Origin of the sequence: Streptococcus parasanguinis, from assembly GCF_047463195.1 — a bacterium.
GTDB classification, from domain to species: Bacteria; Bacillota; Bacilli; order Lactobacillales; family Streptococcaceae; genus Streptococcus; species Streptococcus parasanguinis_R.
Genome location: NZ_JASHEI010000004.1, coordinates 196542 through 216046 on the forward strand (window position 1 = coordinate 196542; position 19505 = coordinate 216046).

General features: G+C 43.5%; 18 protein-coding genes and 1 pseudogene. 10 read left to right on the plus strand and 9 right to left on the minus strand.

The window, feature by feature from the left end; genetic code table 11:
* Positions 1-54 precede the first annotated feature (54 nt).
* Positions 55-993: an AEC family transporter gene (locus QM870_RS05180; RefSeq protein WP_049486440.1), complete on the plus strand. Its 939-nt coding sequence runs from the start codon at positions 55-57 to the stop codon at positions 991-993.
* Positions 994-1042: 49 nt separating this feature from the next.
* On the opposite strand, the gene QM870_RS05185 is transcribed toward QM870_RS05180, so the two are convergent.
* Genes QM870_RS05185 through QM870_RS05195 form a run of 3 tightly spaced genes read right to left on the minus strand, consistent with a single transcriptional unit; the run spans position 1043 to position 2435 of the window.
* Positions 1043-1375, minus strand: a complete 333-nt coding sequence (locus QM870_RS05185) for a hypothetical protein (RefSeq protein ID WP_049522539.1) — start codon at positions 1373-1375, stop codon at positions 1043-1045.
* A gap of 34 nt (positions 1376-1409) precedes the next feature.
* Entirely contained in the window at positions 1410-1880 is a 471-nt protein-coding gene (locus QM870_RS05190; RefSeq protein ID WP_414368890.1) for an HXXEE domain-containing protein, read from the minus strand.
* Between the two features lie 15 nt (positions 1881-1895).
* Entirely contained in the window at positions 1896-2435 is a 540-nt protein-coding gene (locus tag QM870_RS05195; protein WP_414368892.1) for a TetR/AcrR family transcriptional regulator, read from the minus strand.
* A gap of 282 nt (positions 2436-2717) precedes the next feature.
* On the opposite strand from QM870_RS05195, the gene QM870_RS05200 reads away from it, so the two are divergent.
* Together QM870_RS05200 and QM870_RS05205 are read left to right on the plus strand one after the other, a co-directional pair.
* The gene (locus QM870_RS05200; protein WP_414368893.1) at positions 2718-3623 is read left to right on the plus strand and encodes a cation diffusion facilitator family transporter; all 906 of its coding nucleotides are present in this window, start codon (positions 2718-2720) and stop codon (positions 3621-3623) included.
* Between the two features lie 78 nt (positions 3624-3701).
* Positions 3702-4739, plus strand: a complete 1038-nt coding sequence (locus tag QM870_RS05205) for a zinc-binding dehydrogenase (RefSeq protein ID WP_414368895.1) — start codon at positions 3702-3704, stop codon at positions 4737-4739.
* A 55-nt stretch (positions 4740-4794) separates the two neighbouring features.
* Here the strand turns inward: QM870_RS05205 and QM870_RS05210 are convergent, their stop codons facing one another.
* From QM870_RS05210 to QM870_RS05225, 4 genes are all read right to left on the minus strand, one after another.
* Positions 4795-7509, minus strand: coding sequence for a DEAD/DEAH box helicase family protein (locus QM870_RS05210; RefSeq protein WP_414368897.1), 2715 nt, complete (start codon positions 7507-7509; stop codon positions 4795-4797).
* A gap of 149 nt (positions 7510-7658) precedes the next feature.
* Positions 7659-9077, minus strand: a complete 1419-nt coding sequence (locus QM870_RS05215; protein WP_414368899.1) for a VWA domain-containing protein — start codon at positions 9075-9077, stop codon at positions 7659-7661.
* Positions 9078-9378: 301 nt separating this feature from the next.
* On the minus strand, positions 9379-10254 hold the full coding sequence (locus tag QM870_RS05220) for a LysR family transcriptional regulator (RefSeq protein ID WP_023919063.1): 876 nt from the start codon (positions 10252-10254) through the stop codon (positions 9379-9381).
* Positions 10255-10365: 111 nt separating this feature from the next.
* Positions 10366-10716: a helix-turn-helix domain-containing protein gene (locus tag QM870_RS05225; RefSeq protein WP_023919061.1), complete on the minus strand. Its 351-nt coding sequence runs from the start codon at positions 10714-10716 to the stop codon at positions 10366-10368.
* Between the two features lie 392 nt (positions 10717-11108).
* Between QM870_RS05225 and QM870_RS05230 the strand changes: the two genes are divergently transcribed.
* Positions 11109-12734, plus strand: coding sequence for a malolactic enzyme (locus QM870_RS05230; protein ID WP_247919918.1), 1626 nt, complete (start codon positions 11109-11111; stop codon positions 12732-12734).
* Positions 12735-12817: 83 nt separating this feature from the next.
* Complete coding sequence (locus QM870_RS05235) at positions 12818-13765, plus strand: AEC family transporter (RefSeq protein ID WP_023919058.1); 948 nt, start codon at positions 12818-12820, stop codon at positions 13763-13765.
* 90 nt (positions 13766-13855) lie between these two features.
* On the opposite strand, the gene QM870_RS05240 is transcribed toward QM870_RS05235, so the two are convergent.
* Positions 13856-14665, minus strand: coding sequence for a Cof-type HAD-IIB family hydrolase (locus tag QM870_RS05240; protein ID WP_125826582.1), 810 nt, complete (start codon positions 14663-14665; stop codon positions 13856-13858).
* 12 nt (positions 14666-14677) lie between these two features.
* Complete coding sequence (locus QM870_RS05245; RefSeq protein WP_070449325.1) at positions 14678-15421, minus strand: DeoR/GlpR family DNA-binding transcription regulator; 744 nt, start codon at positions 15419-15421, stop codon at positions 14678-14680.
* A 177-nt stretch (positions 15422-15598) separates the two neighbouring features.
* Here QM870_RS05245 and QM870_RS05250 point away from each other — a divergent pair, with 177 nt between their 5' ends.
* From QM870_RS05250 to QM870_RS05270, 5 genes and pseudogenes are all read left to right on the plus strand, one after another.
* Positions 15599-16168 (plus strand): sugar O-acetyltransferase, encoded by a 570-nt coding sequence (locus QM870_RS05250; RefSeq protein WP_049474101.1) that lies wholly within the window; start codon positions 15599-15601, stop codon positions 16166-16168.
* Positions 16165-16929 (plus strand): nucleoside phosphorylase, encoded by a 765-nt coding sequence (locus QM870_RS05255; RefSeq protein WP_070466515.1) that lies wholly within the window; start codon positions 16165-16167, stop codon positions 16927-16929. Before QM870_RS05250 ends, QM870_RS05255 begins: the two co-directional genes overlap by 4 nt.
* 31 nt (positions 16930-16960) lie before the next feature.
* Positions 16961-18343 (plus strand): TrkH family potassium uptake protein, encoded by a 1383-nt coding sequence (locus tag QM870_RS05260; protein WP_070449318.1) that lies wholly within the window; start codon positions 16961-16963, stop codon positions 18341-18343.
* Positions 18344-18352: 9 nt separating this feature from the next.
* On the plus strand, positions 18353-19018 hold the full coding sequence (locus QM870_RS05265) for a potassium channel family protein (RefSeq protein WP_023919047.1): 666 nt from the start codon (positions 18353-18355) through the stop codon (positions 19016-19018).
* A gap of 353 nt (positions 19019-19371) precedes the next feature.
* Positions 19372-19467: pseudogene (locus QM870_RS05270) on the plus strand (CPBP family intramembrane glutamate endopeptidase); the annotation flags it as partial.
* Positions 19468-19505: the final 38 nt, after the last annotated feature.

Consider the following 19505-nt stretch of genomic DNA (forward strand, 5'->3'; position numbering starts at 1 on the left):
ATTTGTAAAAAATGTGATTTTCTAGTTCAAATTTAAAAAAGAAAAGGGGAGAACATGGACATCTTTTTGAAGAGCATATCAGGGATCCTGGTCATCCTGGGCATGATTTTAGTGGGCTTTGTCATTGGTGAAAAAGGTTGGTTTGACGACAAGTCACGTGGCCTACTCGCTAAATTGGTCACTCAAGTTGCTCTTCCCTGCTATATGCTCTACACCATTACGCAACGCTTCACAGCAGCAGATCTACTTAAAATGTTGCCAGCCTTGCGTTTTCCTGCCCTGTCTATGGTTATTTTGCTTGGCATCGCGACAGCAGTAGCCAGAATTTTTGCAGTGAGACAGGACCGCCGTGGCCTCTTTATTTCCATGTTTTTTAATTCCAATACGATTTTTGTGGGTCTTCCCATCAACCAGGCCCTCTTTGGGGATGCCAGCATTCCCTATGTTTTGATCTATTACATGTGTAATACGACCTTTTTCTGGACCTTGGGGACCTATCTCATCCAGCGGGATGGTGAGGGAGAAGCTCGGTTTGATCTCAAAACGAGTCTGAAAAAAGTCTTTTCTCCGCCACTCATGGGCTTTCTCTTGGGACTAGTCTTGGTGATGCTGCAGATCAAGTTGCCAGCCTTTCTAGCCAGTGATTTGCAGTATCTGGGTAATTTAACAACCCCTTTATCCATGATATTCATCGGTTTGTCAGTGTCTCATGTAGGTGTGAAGCAGTTGGTTCTGGGAAAAGATCAGCTATTGATTCTACTAGGTCGCTTCCTGGTTGCCCCTCTTTTGATGGCTTCCATCGTCTACTGGTTGCCTCTTCCAAGCCTGATGAAGCAAGTCTTTATCATCCAGTCTGCCATGCCTGTGATGACCAATGCGCCAGTTGTTGCCAGACTCTACGGAGCTGATAGTGATTATGCAGCAGTCATGGTGACAGAGACGACCCTTGCAACCATGGTGGTGATTCCTTTTCTCATGCTGTTGATGGCTTAACAAATAGAAAAAACAAAAGCTCAAGTTTTTCTGTAAACTTGAGCTTTTCTTATAACAAGGCTAACAAGATGGTAAGGACCAGAACGATGCCCATCCGAATCAGGTGGTGGGCTGGATGGAGGTTTCCTTTGTGTTTCCCATTCCAATAGGCCCCGTAGCAAATCAAACCACAGCCGATCAGCCAAAGGACTAGAGCGACAATCGGTAAAAAGAAGTAGAGGATGAGTGATAAGGTCGCAAGGCTACTTCCAATGAGGAGAAATGTATTTCCTAGAGTGTGATTCCCTTTTTTAACTTCAGAAAGAGAAGCCAATAAGTGAAGAAGAACAAAAGCAAGGGCAAAGAAGGCTGTAAAAAAGTCGAGAAGAATGGGGAAGAACATAGGGTTTCCTTTCTAAGATATGATTGCCTGAGTACTATTTTTTATGACTGATTTTATGAAGAATCATAAATGATACTACAAGATTTAAAATAATAACCAATAAGGTAAAAAGAGAGTAACCATAAAGTTTAATTGGAAATTCATTTTTGAGATTGCAAAGAGCAAACAAACTTGTTAAAATGCCCGTTAACAACCCAGGCACATATTTTCGAATAACGACTGTCTGAATCAGATGTCCGAACACATGGTAGATATAAGCGATTATGATGCTTGCGTAAATGCTATATTTATTAAACTGGTAACTAAGATATAGCGACGTCATTAGGATGAGAAATTGTTCCAAGACAATAAAGTTGAAAGCAAAAGGAGTGTAATAAGTTAGGATTCGATTGTTTGGATACTGGATTGATATTTTTTTGACAAAGGATGGCATCCAAACGATTTCTTCGAGTTCGTGAAGCATGAAGAGTGATGGAAATAGAAAGTAAAATTGCACGCTGGTCATTGAAAATACTCCCTTCTAGTTCGAGCCCACTTTTAGAATCTCCAAATAAAATTGGATGACTTCTTGTTCGGTGTAGGACTTGCCTTTTTTCAACCACCAGCTGAGGGTTTCGATGAAATGGCTGACGACCAGGTGTTTGAGATAGGAGTGGGGAATGTTAGGGTACGATTGGATGAGTTCGTCGGCTACCATTGGGTAGACATCGTGTTCTAGTTCTTTTCGCAGTTGCCGGATGAAATAATCATTTTTAGAGAGCAAGAGACTGGTCACATGGTCTTGATTTTTCTTGAAATGCTGAAAGATATGAGACAGATAGTCTTGTGGTGAGAGGTGTTCAGCACGCTCAAAGAGATGGTGAAAGAGTTTTTGACAGAGTTCATCTAGCAATAATTCCTTACTCTCGTAATGGCTGTAAAAGGTTGATCGCCCCACATCGGCAAGGTCAATGATTTCCTGAACGGTGATGGCCTCGTAGTCTTTTTGGTTGAGTAATTGTAAAAAAGCTTGATAGATAGCTTTTCGAGTTTTAGTAATACGACGATCTTGTGCTGTCATATGGACACTTTGAACAAACTGTTCAGTAGCGGACACCCTAAACAGTTTGCCCCTACCCTTTCTGTTGATAGTAGTGGATAATAGATCATGAAGGGAAGAGATAGTAGTCTCATCTCTCAGAAAATCTATAGAAATAAATGTGTGACGCAGTAGCTGATTGGTCTCTTTTTCGCTCTTTAACTCCAAAGAGTACCTAATCAGTCTTGCGGGGGTGGGAATACGAATAAATTTTTATAAAAATTTATTCTGTCCCACTCCCATTATAACAAAGGATTAAGGATTATGAAGACAAAACATGCGGTCTGGATAGCTTTTTTCTTGAATTTGAGTTATGCCGTTGTTGAGTTTATTGCAGGAGGGATTTTTGGATCCAGTGCAGTCCTTGCGGATTCGGTCCATGACTTGGGGGATGCAATCGCTATTGGGATCTCCGCCTTTTTGGAGAGTATTTCCAATCGTGAAGAAGACAGCCACTATACCTTGGGCTACAAGCGCTTTAGCCTTTTAGGGGCCATGGTAACAGCTGTGATTCTCATGACAGGGTCCGTTCTGGTTATTTTGGAAAATATAACGAAATTGGTTCACCCACAACCTGTCAACGATGAGGGCATTCTCTGGCTTGGAATCATAGCCGTCAGCATCAATGTGCTAGCGAGTCTCGTCATTCGCAAAGGGCAAACCAAGAACGAATCCATTCTCAGCCTGCACTTTCTGGAAGATACCTTAGGTTGGGTGGCTGTCATCTTAATGGCCATTGTTCTCCGATTTACCGACTGGTATATCCTGGATCCGCTCTTATCTCTTGCCATTTCCATCTTTATTCTGTCCAAAGCCATTCCACGTTTTTGGAGCACGCTCAGGATTTTCCTGGATGCCGTGCCAGAAGGAGTAGATATCCAGCAAGTCAAGAGTGATTTGGAACAGTTGGACCATGTGGCTAGTATCAATCAGCTTAATCTCTGGACCATGGATGGGCTGGAAAAGAACGCCATTGTCCATGTTTGTCTAGAGCATGTCAACCACATGGAGGTTTGTAAAGAAGCGATTCGTACCTTGCTCAAAGATTGTGGCTTTCAAAACGTCACCATTGAGGTTGACGAAGACTTAGCAACTCATCGAGCCCACAAGCGCAATATCGAGGAGCTGGAAGTGGATCAACATCATGGGCATGATCATCACCACCATTAATGACGACTTGGTATGAGCAGAAGCCTAAGAAAAAGTGTATACTGTAGGTAAGTAAGCAATAGAAAGTAGGTTGTTCCTATGAAGAAAACAGTCTATACAAAAGCTGGGCAAGTGGGCCTTGTAGAAGTGGAGCGTCCACACATCGAAGCACCGGATGATGTCATTCTCCGCATCGTTCGTACCTGTGTCTGTGGATCCGATCTATGGAGCTACCGCAATCCTGATATTGAAGCAGGTCATCAAAATAGTGGTCACGAAGCTATTGGTATCGTCGAAGAAATCGGAGAAGCCATTACAACGGTTAAACCAGGAGACTTTGTTATCGCGCCTTTCACCCATGGTTGTGGGGAGTGTGATGCCTGTCGTGCTGGTTATGATGGGACTTGTGACCGCCATATCGGCACCAACTGGTCTGACGGGGCGCAAGCAGAGTACATCCGTTTCCACTTTGCCAATTGGGCCCTTGTCAAGATTCCAGGGCAACCATCTGATTATACAGAAGCCATGCTCAAATCCTTCTTGACGCTGGCTGATGTCATGCCGACGGGCTATCATGCAGCGCGTGTAGCTAATGTGCAAAAAGGTGACAAGGTTGTCGTTATTGGTGACGGTGCTGTTGGCCAATGTGCTGTCATTGCAGCTAAGATGCGTGGTGCATCGCAAATCGTCCTTATGAGTCGCCACCAAGACCGTCAACAAATGGCCTTGGAGTCAGGTGCGACAGCTGTTGTGGCTGAGCGTGGTGAAGAAGGGATTGCCAAGGTCCGTGAAATCCTTGGAGGCGGAGCAGATGCAGCTCTCGAATGTGTCGGTACAGAAGCAGCTGTTGATCAAGCCCTTGGGGTGCTTCATAATGGTGGGCGTTTAGGTTTTGTCGGTGTCCCTCATTACAATAATCGTGCCCTTGGTTCGACCTTTGCCCAAAACATTTCGGTGGCAGGTGGGGCAGCCTCTGTTACTACCTATGACAAGCAGTTCTTGCTCAAGGCTGTACTTGATGGCGACATCAACCCAGGTCGCGTCTTTACTCATAGCTATAGCTTGGATGAGATTGATCAAGCCTATAAAGATATGGATGAACGTAAGACGATTAAGGCTATGATTGTACTGGACTAACGAAAAAATTCTAGTAGAGGCTGTCTACTAGAATTTTTTGTAGTGAAATAAAATCTTATTTCAAATCCGACATCACTTGTTTCTTGGTGAAGGTGCGCTCTTGTTTGTTGGCTAGGGCCTTGATGCGCGCATCAAGGAGAATGGCACGGCCTTCGGCACTTCGGGTATAGACGAGGTCATACTTGCCCAGACTCTTTCGGATTTGTTCCACAAAGGCTTGGGCATCTTCTTTACGTTTGTCAAAGAGGCTTGGCACGGCGAAATATTCTGTCTGATCGGATACCTTTTCTTGTGCTTTCAAGATATAGCGTTGATTTTCAATCGGTGCGAAAAATTCGATCATGGTTTGCGAGAAGAGTTCTTTCTCTCGCATGGTTCCGCCCTTCATATAGATCAGCGTGTTGATGGCATCCTTCCTATCTCTGACCACTTGGATACGGGTCTCTTGGGTTTGAATCTGTCCAGAAGCTAATAAGGCTTGACGGACAGCTTCTCCAAATACTTCCATGCGTTTATAAGGACTCTTATAGAGGTAGTAACGGAGCCAAGCAAGGAGTGCGAGAACAGCTAAGACGAATAGAAGAATAAGAGAAGCTGTATTCCATCCACCTCTATGTGAATAGTAAATCAGGTTGGCGAAAGAATCGGTCAAAGTAGCGGCCGTCAGCCAACGAGCTAGTTTTCTAGCATCAAAAAATAGGGCCAGGGGCAGGAAGTGTTTATCCACTTGGACCTCGTTTGCAATCTCCATATTCTCCAGAATCGGAAGAGCTTTTTGCCACCCATCCCTGAGTTCTTGACGATGGGTAGAGCGCTCCAAGGTCTCTTCATTTAGTTTTTGTAACTGTTTTTTAGTATAGCGGATATTGTCAAAGGCTAGACGCTCGATACCGGATTCGATAAAGGGTTCCTCGTAGTGGAGGCCTAAAAATTGCTTCATCCGTCTTTCTAAGAGCTCCAAATCTGGACTGTATTCTTTCAGCTGATCAGTGATGGCTTCGATCTCTTCTTTTTCAAGATCGGACTTTTCATACCATTTCTTCAGGGAAAGGTTGATAGAGACCAGATGCCAGATGTTACTGGTCTTGTCTGGATCCTCAGGCCACACTCGAATGGCACGGCCTCGCATTTGGTTGCTGAGCATAAAACTGCCGACAAAGCTCGCTAGGATCAAGGAGTTGACACAAGGAGCATCCCAGCCTTCTCCTAGAAGAGACTTGGTTCCAATTACGACTTGGATGAGCCCCTCTTGAAAGAGCTGGGTCACAGCTGTCACCAAATCATGTTGAGAACCTACCAAGCGAACCTTGAGAAAGTCATCAGGAGATAATTGGCCGACATTTTGGTAAGTCAGTCGATCTGCTCCTAGAAGCTCTTCTAGTCTTGACTTAGCGACTGTTGGGATGATGACGATACTACCTGTTAAGACAGCGATGGCAGGAGGAGTCGTTAGCTCTAAGCTTTCCCTGCGAATGGATTCAAAATACGAGAGAACTCCCAACTGAGTGAATTGGGCATCCTTATCCCCGAGATGGGCTTCAAAGTCTTGACGAATGTAGTCTGTTAATACCAGTTGTCGCAGTTGGCTTCCAAGAGCCTGGTATTCCGCCTTGAAAATCTCTCGAACCGCATTGAGTTTTCCGAGGGATTGGTTGAGTAGGAGATCTTGTTTTTTGTTGCGGACCAGTTTGACTTGTTTTCGATCGATTAAACTAGCTGCTTTTAATTCATGGAGGACTTGCTTTTCGTATTCTTCTGGTAGATTGTACCAGTGGGGAACTTGAAAGAGCAGGCCTTGCAGGAGAATTTCTAGCCAATCCATGGTGAAAGCAGGAAGTTTTTTAGCTCCTAAAAGGTCCTGGAAACGTTTGGGAAAGGCGATTCCCTTGCTCCGAAGAAAGATCAGGGTAGCAGAGAGATATTGGGGATCATTGAGCAATTCATCATCGCTGATCTGACCCGATAAGGCCTGACAGGATTGCAGGTATTGACAAAAGAGGGGATCGGAAGTCAGTTGTTGCAAGAGAGCATTTTTTTGTTGGCTAAAATCGTCCAACTGCTCTTGCTCTTCCTTGGTTGGAAAGGCAAAGTAGACATAGTCTTGGTGGGGACAAAGGGTATCTTCCTTGACCAATTCGGGAACCGTAATTTCCTCATCGATCTCACCACACATGCGGATATAGCGATCCCAAAGGGCAGGATCCCCTTCATAGGGCGGGGTGGCGGTAAGGGAGATCATCTTTAAGTCTGGGAAGGCCTGACGAAAGGCTTCCAAACTCTTCCACCATTCATTGCGCAGGTGATGACACTCATCTAAACAAAGGGTCCCGAGTGAGATGGATTTGAAAGTAGTAAAGATATCAAAGCCTTTGAAATCAAATGTTTCAATCTCTGCCTGGTCATCGGTATCCTCAGCTTGTGATTGACCGACGACTTGGTTCACGGCGCTGTGTAGGGCCTGATAGGTAGCCACTGTAATCAGCTTAGGATGTTTGAGGTCCTGAGAGATCAATTGCTCCGCTTGGCTTTCATCACTCAAGAATGCTTGGATAATCCGGTCCACCCATTGCTGACGAATGGTGACCGTAGGAGCCAAGATCAGGGTTGGCTGGCCAAAGCGTCTGATAAATTCGATTCCCAGGGTTGTTTTTCCAGAGCCAGGAGCTGCTACCAAATGCAGGTGGCCATCCGCCATAAAAGCGTCACTCTTATCGAGAACGCGTTTTTGATAGTGTCTCCATTGGCCTGTAAAGGCTAGTTCTTGTAACATTGGTTTCCTCCCTTGTACTGTCCCCATTATATCATAGCGGGGGACAAGAATCTCTTGGTAGAAGTTGAAGATTTCCGCTTTCTAATGAAAATAGCAAAGGGGAAATTTTGAGTGATAAAAAGCCCAATCAACGGATTAGGCTTTTCATGTTAGTCTTTCTTTGTTTTACGAGAGAGGCCAAAGGCAGCACTCATGCTAAGAAGACCAAGGCCAAGAGTTGTCAAGGCAATTGAGGTCTTGCTTCCTGTATTTGGAAGACTTGCTTCTTTTTGAGGAAGAGCTGCAGGTGCGATATAGACTGCTGTTTTGGCAGGCTCGTTTTTAGCAGGTGTGAATACAGTCGGTTTCGCAGGGGTTACAACAGCCGGTTTTTGAGGAGTAGGAGTCGGTGTTGCAGGCGTTTGGATGCTAGGAGTTTGTGGTTTTGCTTTCGCCACACGATGAGTTTTTGAGATCAACTCATACTTGTCTGTTTGGACTTTGAAGACACGACCTTTTTGGACAGTTTCAACGACTTTATTGGCAAATTGAACGTTCAACAAGTTAGCAAAGTTTTTGTCGATATCTAAGTAGAGACCATTTGTTCCATTGACCAATGGATCAAAGTCTTTTTTTTCACGTGTTTCACCAACCACTGTCAAAGAGATACCAGCATCTTTAAGGGCTTTCAGTGTCGCTTCTTTTGTTGGTGTATCCTTTGTAAGATCAATGTCCTCATCTGTAATCAAGAAAGCAAAGCGATGGTTGTTTGCCCCAGTCCCCCAGTTGTAGTCTCCTGAAGTAGCGATATGATGCAATGGAACAGTAGCATTTTCATAGTAGCCTTTAGTTTTAATGGTTTTCAAAGCAGAAATGAAACTTTCTGTATCACTTGTGAACTTAGATCCATTGAAATCATGGTATTTAACTTCACTAGCTCTTTCGTATTCAACCAATCCTAAACGAGCTTGAATATTTTTTGCCGATAGATTGCGAACGAAGGTCTCGACATTCTTCATCGTATCCCTGATGTGAGAATCCATTGAAGTTGATTTGTCGATGACAAAGACGATGTCGGATGTTCCTTGAACTTCTTTTTTATTGACGATATCGGCTTCTTTTGTAACTTCGACCACAGTTGTTTTATTGACTGTTTCAGTTGTTGTCTCAGTGTAGTCAGCTGTTTCTTTAGTGGATGTAGCTGTCTTGGTAGAAGAGACTGGTTTTGAAGTGCCAACAGGTGTGTCTTGATCTGCTAAGCTAGTCGTTTTGATGGTTGCTGTTGAGGTAGTGGTTGTATCTGCACCGTCTGTTTTAGCAGATGGGCCAGTTTTTTTAACGTCCACAGCGATAACATCCCCAGTTTTTGCTTTATCAACAGGAACAACTGGTGTATTGGCTTTGGCGTTGATTTCTTCGGTTGCAGCCGTGATAGGCGATTTTGCTGCTGTAGTAGCTGCAGGAGTAGCTTGGGTTGTTGCAGGTGCAACGTCATCAGCAGAAGCAATAGTCGTTCCTGTGAAGACAGTTCCTAAAACAACAGAAGCTAAAGTTAAAGTTTGTTTACGTGAAATAGTATATTTTTTCAAAATACGTCCCCTTTTTAATAAACTTTTTTCTATCATACAGGTTTTTGAAAAACTTGTCAACGGTATAATAATCAAGGGTTTTACCGGCTTTTATATCCCTAATTATTGATAAAAAGCTGAGTAAGAAAAACATACACAAAATAATTTAAATATACAAATTGAGCAAAAGAAAATAGGATTCCCACAAATTTGCAGGAATCCTTATTTTATCGGCATTTCTACTATATTTTTTAGTCGTAAAAAATACTAGCTAGTCACTTTATTTATGTTTCTAAATCAGGACAAAGAATGGAGGTTGTGATTAGCTTAGTAATTTTTCAAAGAATTGGATGACCTCCGGTTTGAGATTACTTTCCCTCGGTTCAACTAATGAAACGTAAAAGCTGATCCGTTCGTCTTCATCCATCGGAATGGCAATCAATTCCTCTTCATCATCTGTTAGTGCAAGATCTGCTAGTAAACTGATCCCCACTTGTTTACGAAGAAGTTGTTTTAGGAGCTGAATATCATCCGTCTGAAAGAAGGGCGTAGCCTCATGGTGATAGCGCTCATTCAACAGTTCAAAGGCTTTTAAATGAACAAAGTGCTCATCTGGAATGATAAAATCTTCATCGATGACGTCTGAAAATTGTAATACTTTTTTTGAGGCTAGTGGATGGTTGTGATGAAGGATATAGAAGAGATCTCGTTTGGCCATTTCTCTTACCTGGAAGCGATGATCTTTAATCGGTTCTAAACTCCCTAAAAAACTAGCATCTAGTTCTCCTTTGGAAAGTAATTCCAAAAGTTCGACAGACCCTTCTTGAACAGGATGGATACTTTGAAGAGCTGCAACATTACTGATAAAGGCGGGTTGTTTTCGGACAAGATAGTCAATGATGATTGGTGGGAAACCAATCGTATTGAATTGAGAGAGACTCCGGAGGATCTCTTTTTTAGCTCCTTGAATCTCAGGTAGGACCTTTTGAATATGTCGTAGCAAGATTTCTCCTTGGGGCGTTAATTTGAAAGTACGGTGAGAAGGATCGTGCGCGATTAATGGGCAGTGAAATTCCTTTTCTAGTCGTTTAATCGCATAGGAAACGGATGGTTGACTGATCCCGTGTTTTTGGGCAACCCCAGTAAAGGATTGCTGTTGACTAAGATCAAAAAAATAATAAAAGTCCTTAAGATTCATTGGGCTCCCTCTTCTAAATAGACAGACATGGATAAGCAAAAATTATCCGTGATAGCTAATTTGACTATATGATTTTTTGTTTGTTACAATCTGAGGTGAGTCAGAGGACAATTAAAGGCTATCTAAAAGATCTTCAAAAATCGTTAGGATCTTTTCCCTTTTTCCAACTGGAAGTTGTTTAATTTTCATGTTTACTCTCTTAAGTGAAAGGCTGTCAGTAGGATCTGAAGACGCTTCGAGTGAATCAAAATTGAAGAATTCTTCAGGCGTTAACTCAAGAGCAGAAATGACTTTTTCAAGACTGTGAATGGTCAGATTCACGTTTTGATTTTCCAATTGATTGATGTATTTTAATCCAAGATCTGCCCGTTCCGATAGCTCCTCTTGACTCATGTTTTGTTTTTTTCGCAAATATTTGACCTTTTGCGCTATATACCGTTGTAAATAATGTTTTGTTTTCATGTAACCAGAATACAAGTTTTAAATGACAAAAATAACACCTTAAACAAAACAAAGTATTTTATAACAAACATATTTTAGATTTATTATCTATGGTTTTTATAGGTATTGATCATCATAAGTGGAAAAAAGAGTACCTGAAAACAGTGGATCTTTTGATGAGAATAACCTTCTAAAAGGTGGAAAGGAACAGGCTTTTTTAAGAGATGACCGTGACTATCTAGGAAGTGATGGATAAACCTATTATTTTGTTATCTATTGAAATCGCATCATTTTCGGTTGTATCGCCTGAACTTTCATTGAGTGATTCATTCATATTGTATCATATATAGAACAAAGTGTCATTTAATGCAAATAAGTGGTATAATAAATTAAACTAATAAGGAGGTCACATGATGACTGCACATGATATTTTAAACAACCCTTTCCTCAATAAAGGAACTGCCTTTACTTTAGAGGAACGTAAGCAACTAGGTCTCATTGGCCTCCTACCACCTTACGTTCAAACCATTGAAGAACAAGCAGCGCAAACTTATGCGCAAATGCAAACAAAGGTTAATGATTTGGAAAAACGTTTGTTCCTAATGGAAATTTTTAATACAAATCGTACTCTATTTTACTACCTATTTGCTCAACATTTGGAAGAGTTTAATCCCATTGTTTATGATCCAACTATTGCCGATACCATCGAAGGCTATAGCGATCTTTTTGTAGACCCACAATATGCGGCCTATCTTGACATCAATCACCCTGAAAATATCGAAGCGACTTTGAAAAATGCAGCGGGTGATCGTGAAATTCGTCTTATTGTTGTGACAGATGCAGAAGGTATTCTCGGTATTGGTGACTGGGGTACAAATGGTGTCGATATTTCTGTTGGGAAACTGATGGTCTATACTGGAGCTGCAGGAATTGATCCTTCAATGGTACTTCCTTTGGTCATTGACGCAGGTACCAATCGTGAAGAACTTCGTAACAATCCTAATTACTTGGGAAATCGCCACGAACGTGTGCGTGGTGATCGTTACTATGATTTTATCGATCAATTTGTCCAAACTGCAGAACGTCTTTTCCCTAAACTCTACCTTCACTGGGAAGATTTCGGTCGCTTAAATGCTGCCAACATCCTTGAAAAATATCGAAAACAAATCCCAACCTTTAACGATGATATCCAAGGAACTGGTATTGTAACCCTTGGTGGGATCTTTGGGGCATTGGATATTACAGGTGAAAAATTAACGGATCAAGTTTATCTCTGCTATGGTGGTGGGACTGCTGGTGCAGGGATTGCTTCTCGTGTCCTTCGTGAAATGGTTAGTGAAGGTCTGCCTGAAGAAGAAGCTTATAAACGCTTCTTTATGGTCGACAAACAAGGTCTCCTTTTTGATGATATGGATGACTTAACGCCGCAACAAAAACCATTTGCTAAGAAACGTTCTGATTTTGCCAATGCAGATCAGTTGACGGACCTTCTTGAAGTAGTGAAGACGGTTAAACCAACCATTCTTGTGGGAACTTCAACTCAGCCAAATACTTTCACAAAAGAAATTGTAGAAGCTATGTGTGAAAACACTGAACATCCTATCATTTTCCCATTGTCAAACCCAACCAAACTAGCTGAAGCAAGTGCCAAAGATTTGATCGAATGGTCAGACGGAAAAGCATTTGTTGCAACAGGAATTCCAGCTGGTACAGTTTCCTATAAAGGTGTGGACTACGTGATTGGTCAAGCGAATAACGCACTGATTTATCCAGGTCTTGGACTTGGTATGCTGGCTTCTGAAGCGAGTCTGTTGACGGATGAAATGATTGGAGCTGCCGCACATTCATTGAGTGGTATTGTCAATCCAGGCGAACCAGGAGCACCAGTCTTACCTCCATTCAAGTATGTAGCTGATGTGTCTATCAAAGTAGCAGAAGCAGTTGCTAAAAAAGCGCAAGAACAAGGTCTTGCGCGTGCTCAAGAAACAGATATGGCTAAAGCAGTTCGTAATTTAAAATGGTACCCAGAATATAAATAAGTAAATGGGAATGGGGTGTACGAGTGCGACTGGATGCCTCGTACACCTTTTCTTGTATATCCTGTTAGATAGAAAGGGAGACTATGGAAATCTTTTTAACTTCAATTCAGAGTATTGTGCCCATTATCGTCATCATCATTCTTGGTTATTTCTTGCAAGTCCGTGGTTGGTTTCAAGAGAGCTTCGGAAATGACTTATCTAAACTGATTATGAACGTGGCCATGCCTGTTGCAATTTTTACCTCTGTTCTTAAATATTTAACTTTAGATAAATTGATTAGCTTGTCTGGCGGTTTGCTCTATACGTTTATCGCCTTCATTCTTGGTTACCTAGCGGCCTTTATCGCAGTGAAAGTTTTTAAAGTGCGCCCAGGACGCCGAGGAACCATGATTAATACCTTTGTTAATGCCAATACCATATTTATTGGTTTGCCTTTAAATATCGCTTTGTTTGGAAATCAAGCCCTTCCTTACTTCTTGGTTTATTATATTACAAATACAGTATCTACTTGGACATTAGGTGTCTATCTGATGACTTCTGATAGTAAAGAAGGGGCTTCAAAACAGGCTCAAAAATTTAATTGGAAGAAGCTTTTCCCAGCTCCTTTATTAGGTTTTCTCGTAGCCCTCGTCTTTTTGGTGTTACGTATTCCTGTTCCAAGTTTTGCGGAAAGTACCTTGACTTATATTGGTAGTTTAACAACGCCCTTATCTCTTGTCTATATCGGTATCGTCCTAGCTAAGGCAGGACTTAAGACAATTCGCTTTGATAAAGATACCATTATCACACTGGTTGGTCGTTTTATTCTTGCACCGGTCATCATGCTCTTGGTTCTGAAGTTCTTCTCTCCAAATATGGTGGCACCAGAATTTAGAACCTTTATGATTCAATCAGCAACACCAGCCTTGGCAGTTCTTCCTATCCTTGCCAATCAAGGTAAAGGCGATGTTGAGTTTTCAACGAATGTGGTCACTCTCAGCACAGTCTTATTTGTGATTGTGGTTCCAATTCTGCAGACATTGTTGGGATAGCATTTATATGAAAATGATGTAGTTTTAGTGCTATACATTCGTCAAAAAGGACGTCGGGTATTATACTCGACGTCCTTTTTAAACGGATGACTAGATCAACACATAGGTTTCAACCGCTTGCCCAGCCCCGTTTTCATTATTGTCCTTTGTCACGACTGCTGCTTCGTCTTTCACCTCTTGAGGAGCGTTGCCCATAGCGACACCGATGCCTGCTTTTTTGAGCATAGGAAGGTCATTGAAGTTGTCCCCCATGGTGAGGACTTCTTCTAAGCTCAAGTGGTAGTGGTTGGCGAGTTCAACCAGAGCATCCTCTTTAGAGACGTGCTTAGCAGTAACTTCTAGGTAGTTGGCTTTGGAGAGATAAAAGGCGGTAGAAGGGAAGTCATCGGCAGAAATAGCACGATAGAGGGCTTGGATCTCTTCTGCATCTCCAATTAAGAGCAATTTGTGGAGGGGCTTTGTCATATCCAGCAAAGGATCCAATAGGGGAAGAATAAGAGGTTTTTCCCCTGTAATCCGGGCTTCCTCTCGGCTCCATTGGTCGAGATGATCGGTCATCCAGTCTTTTCCGCTATAGAGGTTGATCGAAACTTGAGGGAAGTGTTGGTTGGCCCAGTCGATAAACTGACGAGCTTCATTCTTGTCTAAGGGATGCTCAAACAGAACCTGCTCGCCTTTTTGAATCAAGGCCCCGTTGTAGCAGGCCATGGGGCAGTCTTCTATACCGAGTTCTTTGGCAATGGGTGCCATTCCTTTGGGGGAGCGAGCAGAGGCTAGCACGAAAGGGATCTCTTCACGCTTTAAATCTGGGATCAATGCTGCCAACTCTGGGTCAATCTGATGGTGGTCATTTAAGATGGTGCCATCGATATCGCTGATGATGAGACGAATGTGAGACATAAAGATTACCTCCTAATAGAGAATAGTGGTTTCGTTGCCGACTTGTTTAAGGATGTCAGGGCTTGGTTTTTGATCAGTAATCCAATAGTCAAATTGTTGGAGACGAGCGAGATAGTAGTTGGCATGTTGGTGGAACTTGGTACTTTCTGCCACCAGCACCTTGGTACGAGCTCGTTCAAAAACGAGAGACTTGACGGCAACGTCTTCAGCATCCTCAAAGGTGACTTCGCCATTGGCTAAGCTACTCGCTCCAAAAAAAGCGAGATCAAAGCGAAGATTGTCCAGTATTTGTGCTTGATTCGCGTCATAGTAGAAGCGGTTTTTAGGGTAGAATTTTCCTCCTAAAAGATGAAAGTCAACCTGGGAATGGCTACTGAGCTGGATGGTATTGTCAAGGGAATGCGAATAGACTGTGACTTCCTTATTAAGCAAGCCAGCAAGCAGGGTCATCGAGGTAGAAACGTCGAGAAAGATCACTTGGCCATCTTGGATCAATTGCAGGGCCTTTTGAGCCATAGCAGTCTTTTCCTTGTTGGCTTTCTGACTACGGTCTAGGTAAGAAGGGCCGGGTTCTTTGTTTAAGGGGAGGAGTCCACCATGGGTCCTGCGGACCAGCTGGCGCTGACTAAGGAGAGCGAAGTCTCGACGGATGGTATCTTTTGAGACCTTGAAATAGTCGACCATTTCTTTAGCCGATAGCTGTTTTCGCTCTTCTAAGAGTTCTAATATTTTTTCGAGTCGTTGTTCCTGATACATGAGCTCGCTCCTTGTTTCTGTTCTTGCCTATATTCTACATCATTTATTAAGTTAATGCAAGTGTTTTTAATTATTTTTAAGCATTTATGATCTTTTTCCTTGTAAAGCCTTATTCTGACGTTTGTTTTAAAGGGGAAATTCTGCTATAATATGTCAAAATAACGTGGAGGTTTCCTTATGGCCAGTGAATATGAAAAAATGATTGCGGGTGACTATTATAGACCTGCGGACCCTGAATTACGGGCTTTGGCAAAAGCCTCTCGGGAGAAACAAGAGGCCTTTAACCAAGAGGTGGATCCTAAAAAGGGGGCATCCATCATCAAAGAGTGGTTTGGATCAACCGGTGAAAACCTCTATCTCAATCGCCAGGTTCTTGTGGATTATGGGGGCAACATCCATATAGGAGAAAATTTCTATGCCAATTACAATTTGACCATGTTGGATATTTGTCCCATTACGATCGGAAAGAATGCCATGATTGGTCCCAATTGCCAATTTTTGACCCCCTTACACCCGCTGGATCCAGATGAGCGCAACTCGGGTCTTGAGTACGGAGCTCCGATTACGATAGGGGACAATTTCTGGGCAGGAGGAGGGGTCACCATCCTTCCTGGTGTCACGCTGGGTGATAATGTGGTCGCTGGCGCTGGGGCAGTCGTGACCAAGTCTTTTGGTGACAATGTGGTCCTTGCAGGAAACCCAGCCCGTGTCATCAAAGAAATACCCATTAAAAAGGAGAAGGGATGATCCAAAAACATGAAATTCCTATTTTAGAGTTTGATGACAACCCGCAGGCAGTCATTATGCCGACCCATGAGGGACTTGATCTGCACCTACCTGAAAAATGTGTGTATGCTTTCTTGGAGGATGAGATTGATCGCTTTGCCAAAACTGTTGGAGCTGAGCAAGTGGCTACCTTTGTTTCAGCTACCAAGGCTTATCCAGTCTATGTTCTGGAGCACCAAGGGGAGAAAGTCTGCTTGGCACAAGCGCCAGTTGGATCTGCACCTGCTGCCCAATTCATGGATTGGTTGATTGGCTATGGGGTGAGGAAAATCATTTCCTCAGGAAGCTGTGGCGTCTTGGTGGACATAGAAGAAAATGCCTTTTTGATCCCGACCAAGGCCTTGCGAGATGAGGGAGCCAGTTACCATTATGTAGCGCCTTCTCGTTATATCGAAGTGGACAGTCGTGCACTGACCGCCATTGAAACTGTCTTGAAAGGAAAAGATATTCCTTATCAAGAGGTCATGACCTGGTCGACGGACGGTTTTTATAGAGAAACACCTGACAAGGTGGCCTATCGCATTGAAGAAGGGTGTCGTGTTGTGGAGATGGAGTGTGCCTCACTTGCAGCAGTCGCCCAGCTTCGTGATGCAGTTTGGGGCTTGCTCCTATTTACCGCAGATTCTCTTGCAGACCTAGAAAATTATGACCAGCGTGACTGGGGGGCTGAAGCTTTTGAGAAGGCCCTAGAATTGTGCCTAGAGATGGTTCATCACTTGTAGGTCTTTTCACTTTTTATGATACAATGAAGCTATGTTAGTCAAATTATTTTTTAAACAATGGCAGGCCAAAATTAAAAGCCTGTCTCCGGCAAGGCGAATCTTTCTCAGCTTTGCCTTGGTTATCCTGGTGGGCTCGCTCTTATTGAGTCTGCCTTTTGTCCAGCAAGCGAGCTCAAAAGCAGGCTATATCGACCACCTCTTTACAGCGGTCTCCATGGTCTGTGTGACGGGGCTCTTTACCCAGTCGGTGGCTTCGACCTATAATGGTTTGGGGCAATTGATCTGTATGCTCTTGATCCAGATCGGAGGCCTAGGGATCTTGACCTTTATCGGTCTCTTCTTTATGGAAGGTCGTCAAAAGCTCAGCTACAAGGACCGACAGACCATCCGGGACAGCTTTAGCTTTAGCAATAACCAGAGCTTAGCCCGTTTTGTCCGCTCCATCTTCATTACCACCTTTACCATCGAAGGGGTGGGGGCCTTGCTCCTCATGACCCGCTTTATCCCTCGCTTTGGCTGGGGGCATGGGATCTTTAACTCCATCTTTGTTGCGGTCTCGGCCTTTTGTAATGCGGGCTTTGATAATTTTGGAGGCGATAGTATGATGAGCTTCCAGACCGATTGGTTGGTCAATCTGACCTTGTCTGCCCTTATTATTACTGGGGGCTTGGGCTTCATGGTCTGGTTTGACCTAGCCACCAAGGCCCGCAATCAATCAGGGCGGCGAACTCTTCGCTTCCATACCAAGGTGGTTCTCTGGTTAACGGCGGCGATCCTTCTCTTTGGGACAGTGACTAGTCTTATGACCGAGTTTAATAATCCAGCAACGATTGGGTCCCTTCCGTTAGGAGAGAAGATCTTGGTCAGCTTCTTCCAAACTGTCAGTATGCGGACGGCTGGTTTTGCCTCGTTGGATTATACAGCAGTCCGGCCAGTGACGCTCTTTATCTATCTCTTACAGATGTTCCTAGGTGGGGCACCAGGCGGGACAGCAGGGGGGATGAAGATCACCACCTTCTTGGTGCTGATTCTCTTAGCGCGCAAAGAGTTGCTCGGCTTGCCACATACCAACCTGGGTAAGCGCACCATCGCACCAGACTTGGTCCAACGCTCTTTGGGGACGGCAGTGATTTTCCAGTTGACTTTTCTCCTTGGACTCTTTGGCCTTTGTCTCGTGACTCCGGATGGTCAACGCTTTTTGTACCTGGTCTTTGAGGTAGTATCGGCTCTAGCGACAGTAGGCGTGACAGCCAATGTGACCTCGACCTTAAATGGAGCAGGGCTGGGGATCATCATGGTGCTTATGTTTATCGGTCGGATCGGCCCCTTGACCCTCATGGTCAGTTTGAACAATTACAAAGCTAAGAAGGCAGATGCCTTGCAATATGCTAAAGCAGACATCATTATCGGATAGGAGAAACTTATGGCAAATCGAACCATTGGAATTTTAGGATTAGGAATTTTTGGACAGAGTGTCCTGAAAACCCTGCAAGACCAGGATGTGGATATTGTTGCGATTGATGATCACGCAGATGTGATCAACCAATATGAATCCATGATTACGACTGGAATTGTTGGAGACATTACGGAGTTGGACCTCTTGGATGCAGCAGATATTGGGAACTGTGACACAGTCGTGATCGCGACGGGTGAAAACCTGGAGTCCAGTGTGCTGGCTGTCATGCACTGTAAGGCACTAGGTGTCGAGCACGTCATTGCCAAGGTCAAAAATGAAGTGACCAAAGAAATTCTGGAAAAGATTGGGGCTGATTTGGTCATCCTGCCAGAGGTAGAAGCAGGCATGTCCCTCGCCAAAATGGTTCTTTTCCAACACCGGATTGAAGTTTTCCAGTTGGATGAAGAAGTGGTAGTAGTCGAGTTTACGGTTCCATCCAGCTGGGTAGGAAAAAGTCTTCAGGACTTGGCTGTCAGAGAGGAGTACCATCTCAACATTATTGGTTATCGAGATGCGGAAGATCAACCGCTTCATATTCAGATTGCTCCCGACTTTATCTGGCCAGAAGGGGTGCGCGTGATGGCGGTGACAGACAACCAGTATCTGGATAGAATCCAAGACTTGTTAGACTAATCGTGTAATTGAGAGTGGGACAGAAATCGGTAATTCATTAGAATTCGATTTCGTCGTCCCACCTCCGCACAGTTGAGTAGGGCTGTAAAAGCTGATGAAATCAGCGTAGTAGAGTCCGCTCAACCACTGCGTCTTGCTCAACAATCCAAAAACAATTCTGAGGCTAGGACTTTTGTCCCAGCCTCAGAATGTTGATCACCTATTTTTTAACTGAAATAGGTGAAATGATTCTGCAGAAAAATGATTTTTAATTTTTACTCCGCAGACGCCCTCTGTATCTTAATTTAGTCATAGAACTTCCTGGATTGCTGAAATCATCCACTGGATAATTTCACCTAACGTCCGTCCTCAAGGTCGTCAAGAATCTCTTGCCATTTTTCCTCATGCATGCCTTGGCAGATATGTTTGGATCGAGTCTCATGTATCTCTTGATTCATTGGGGAAGTTGATCTTATAAAATTTTAGGAAAGGCTCTGTCAGGTGTTGA

Bases quoted from the DNA above. Each gene is read 5' to 3' on its own strand.
- QM870_RS05180 (WP_049486440.1), top strand. From the start codon at position 55: ATGGACATCTTTTTGAAGAGCATATCAGGGATCCTGGTCATCCTGGGC.
- QM870_RS05185 (WP_049522539.1), bottom strand. From the start codon at position 1,375: ATGTTCTTCCCCATTCTTCTCGACTTTTTTACAGCCTTCTTTGCCCTT.
- QM870_RS05190 (WP_414368890.1), bottom strand. From the start codon at position 1,880: ATGACCAGCGTGCAATTTTACTTTCTATTTCCATCACTCTTCATGCTT.
- QM870_RS05195 (WP_414368892.1), bottom strand. From the start codon at position 2,435: ATGACAGCACAAGATCGTCGTATTACTAAAACTCGAAAAGCTATCTAT.
- QM870_RS05200 (WP_414368893.1), top strand. From the start codon at position 2,718: ATGAAGACAAAACATGCGGTCTGGATAGCTTTTTTCTTGAATTTGAGT.
- QM870_RS05205 (WP_414368895.1), top strand. From the start codon at position 3,702: ATGAAGAAAACAGTCTATACAAAAGCTGGGCAAGTGGGCCTTGTAGAA.
- QM870_RS05210 (WP_414368897.1), bottom strand. From the start codon at position 7,509: ATGTTACAAGAACTAGCCTTTACAGGCCAATGGAGACACTATCAAAAA.
- QM870_RS05220 (WP_023919063.1), bottom strand. From the start codon at position 10,254: ATGAATCTTAAGGACTTTTATTATTTTTTTGATCTTAGTCAACAGCAA.
- QM870_RS05225 (WP_023919061.1), bottom strand. From the start codon at position 10,716: ATGAAAACAAAACATTATTTACAACGGTATATAGCGCAAAAGGTCAAA.
- QM870_RS05230 (WP_247919918.1), top strand. From the start codon at position 11,109: ATGACTGCACATGATATTTTAAACAACCCTTTCCTCAATAAAGGAACT.
- QM870_RS05235 (WP_023919058.1), top strand. From the start codon at position 12,818: ATGGAAATCTTTTTAACTTCAATTCAGAGTATTGTGCCCATTATCGTC.
- QM870_RS05240 (WP_125826582.1), bottom strand. From the start codon at position 14,665: ATGTCTCACATTCGTCTCATCATCAGCGATATCGATGGCACCATCTTA.
- QM870_RS05245 (WP_070449325.1), bottom strand. From the start codon at position 15,421: ATGTATCAGGAACAACGACTCGAAAAAATATTAGAACTCTTAGAAGAG.
- QM870_RS05250 (WP_049474101.1), top strand. From the start codon at position 15,599: ATGGCCAGTGAATATGAAAAAATGATTGCGGGTGACTATTATAGACCT.
- QM870_RS05255 (WP_070466515.1), top strand. From the start codon at position 16,165: ATGATCCAAAAACATGAAATTCCTATTTTAGAGTTTGATGACAACCCG.
- QM870_RS05260 (WP_070449318.1), top strand. From the start codon at position 16,961: ATGTTAGTCAAATTATTTTTTAAACAATGGCAGGCCAAAATTAAAAGC.
- QM870_RS05265 (WP_023919047.1), top strand. From the start codon at position 18,353: ATGGCAAATCGAACCATTGGAATTTTAGGATTAGGAATTTTTGGACAG.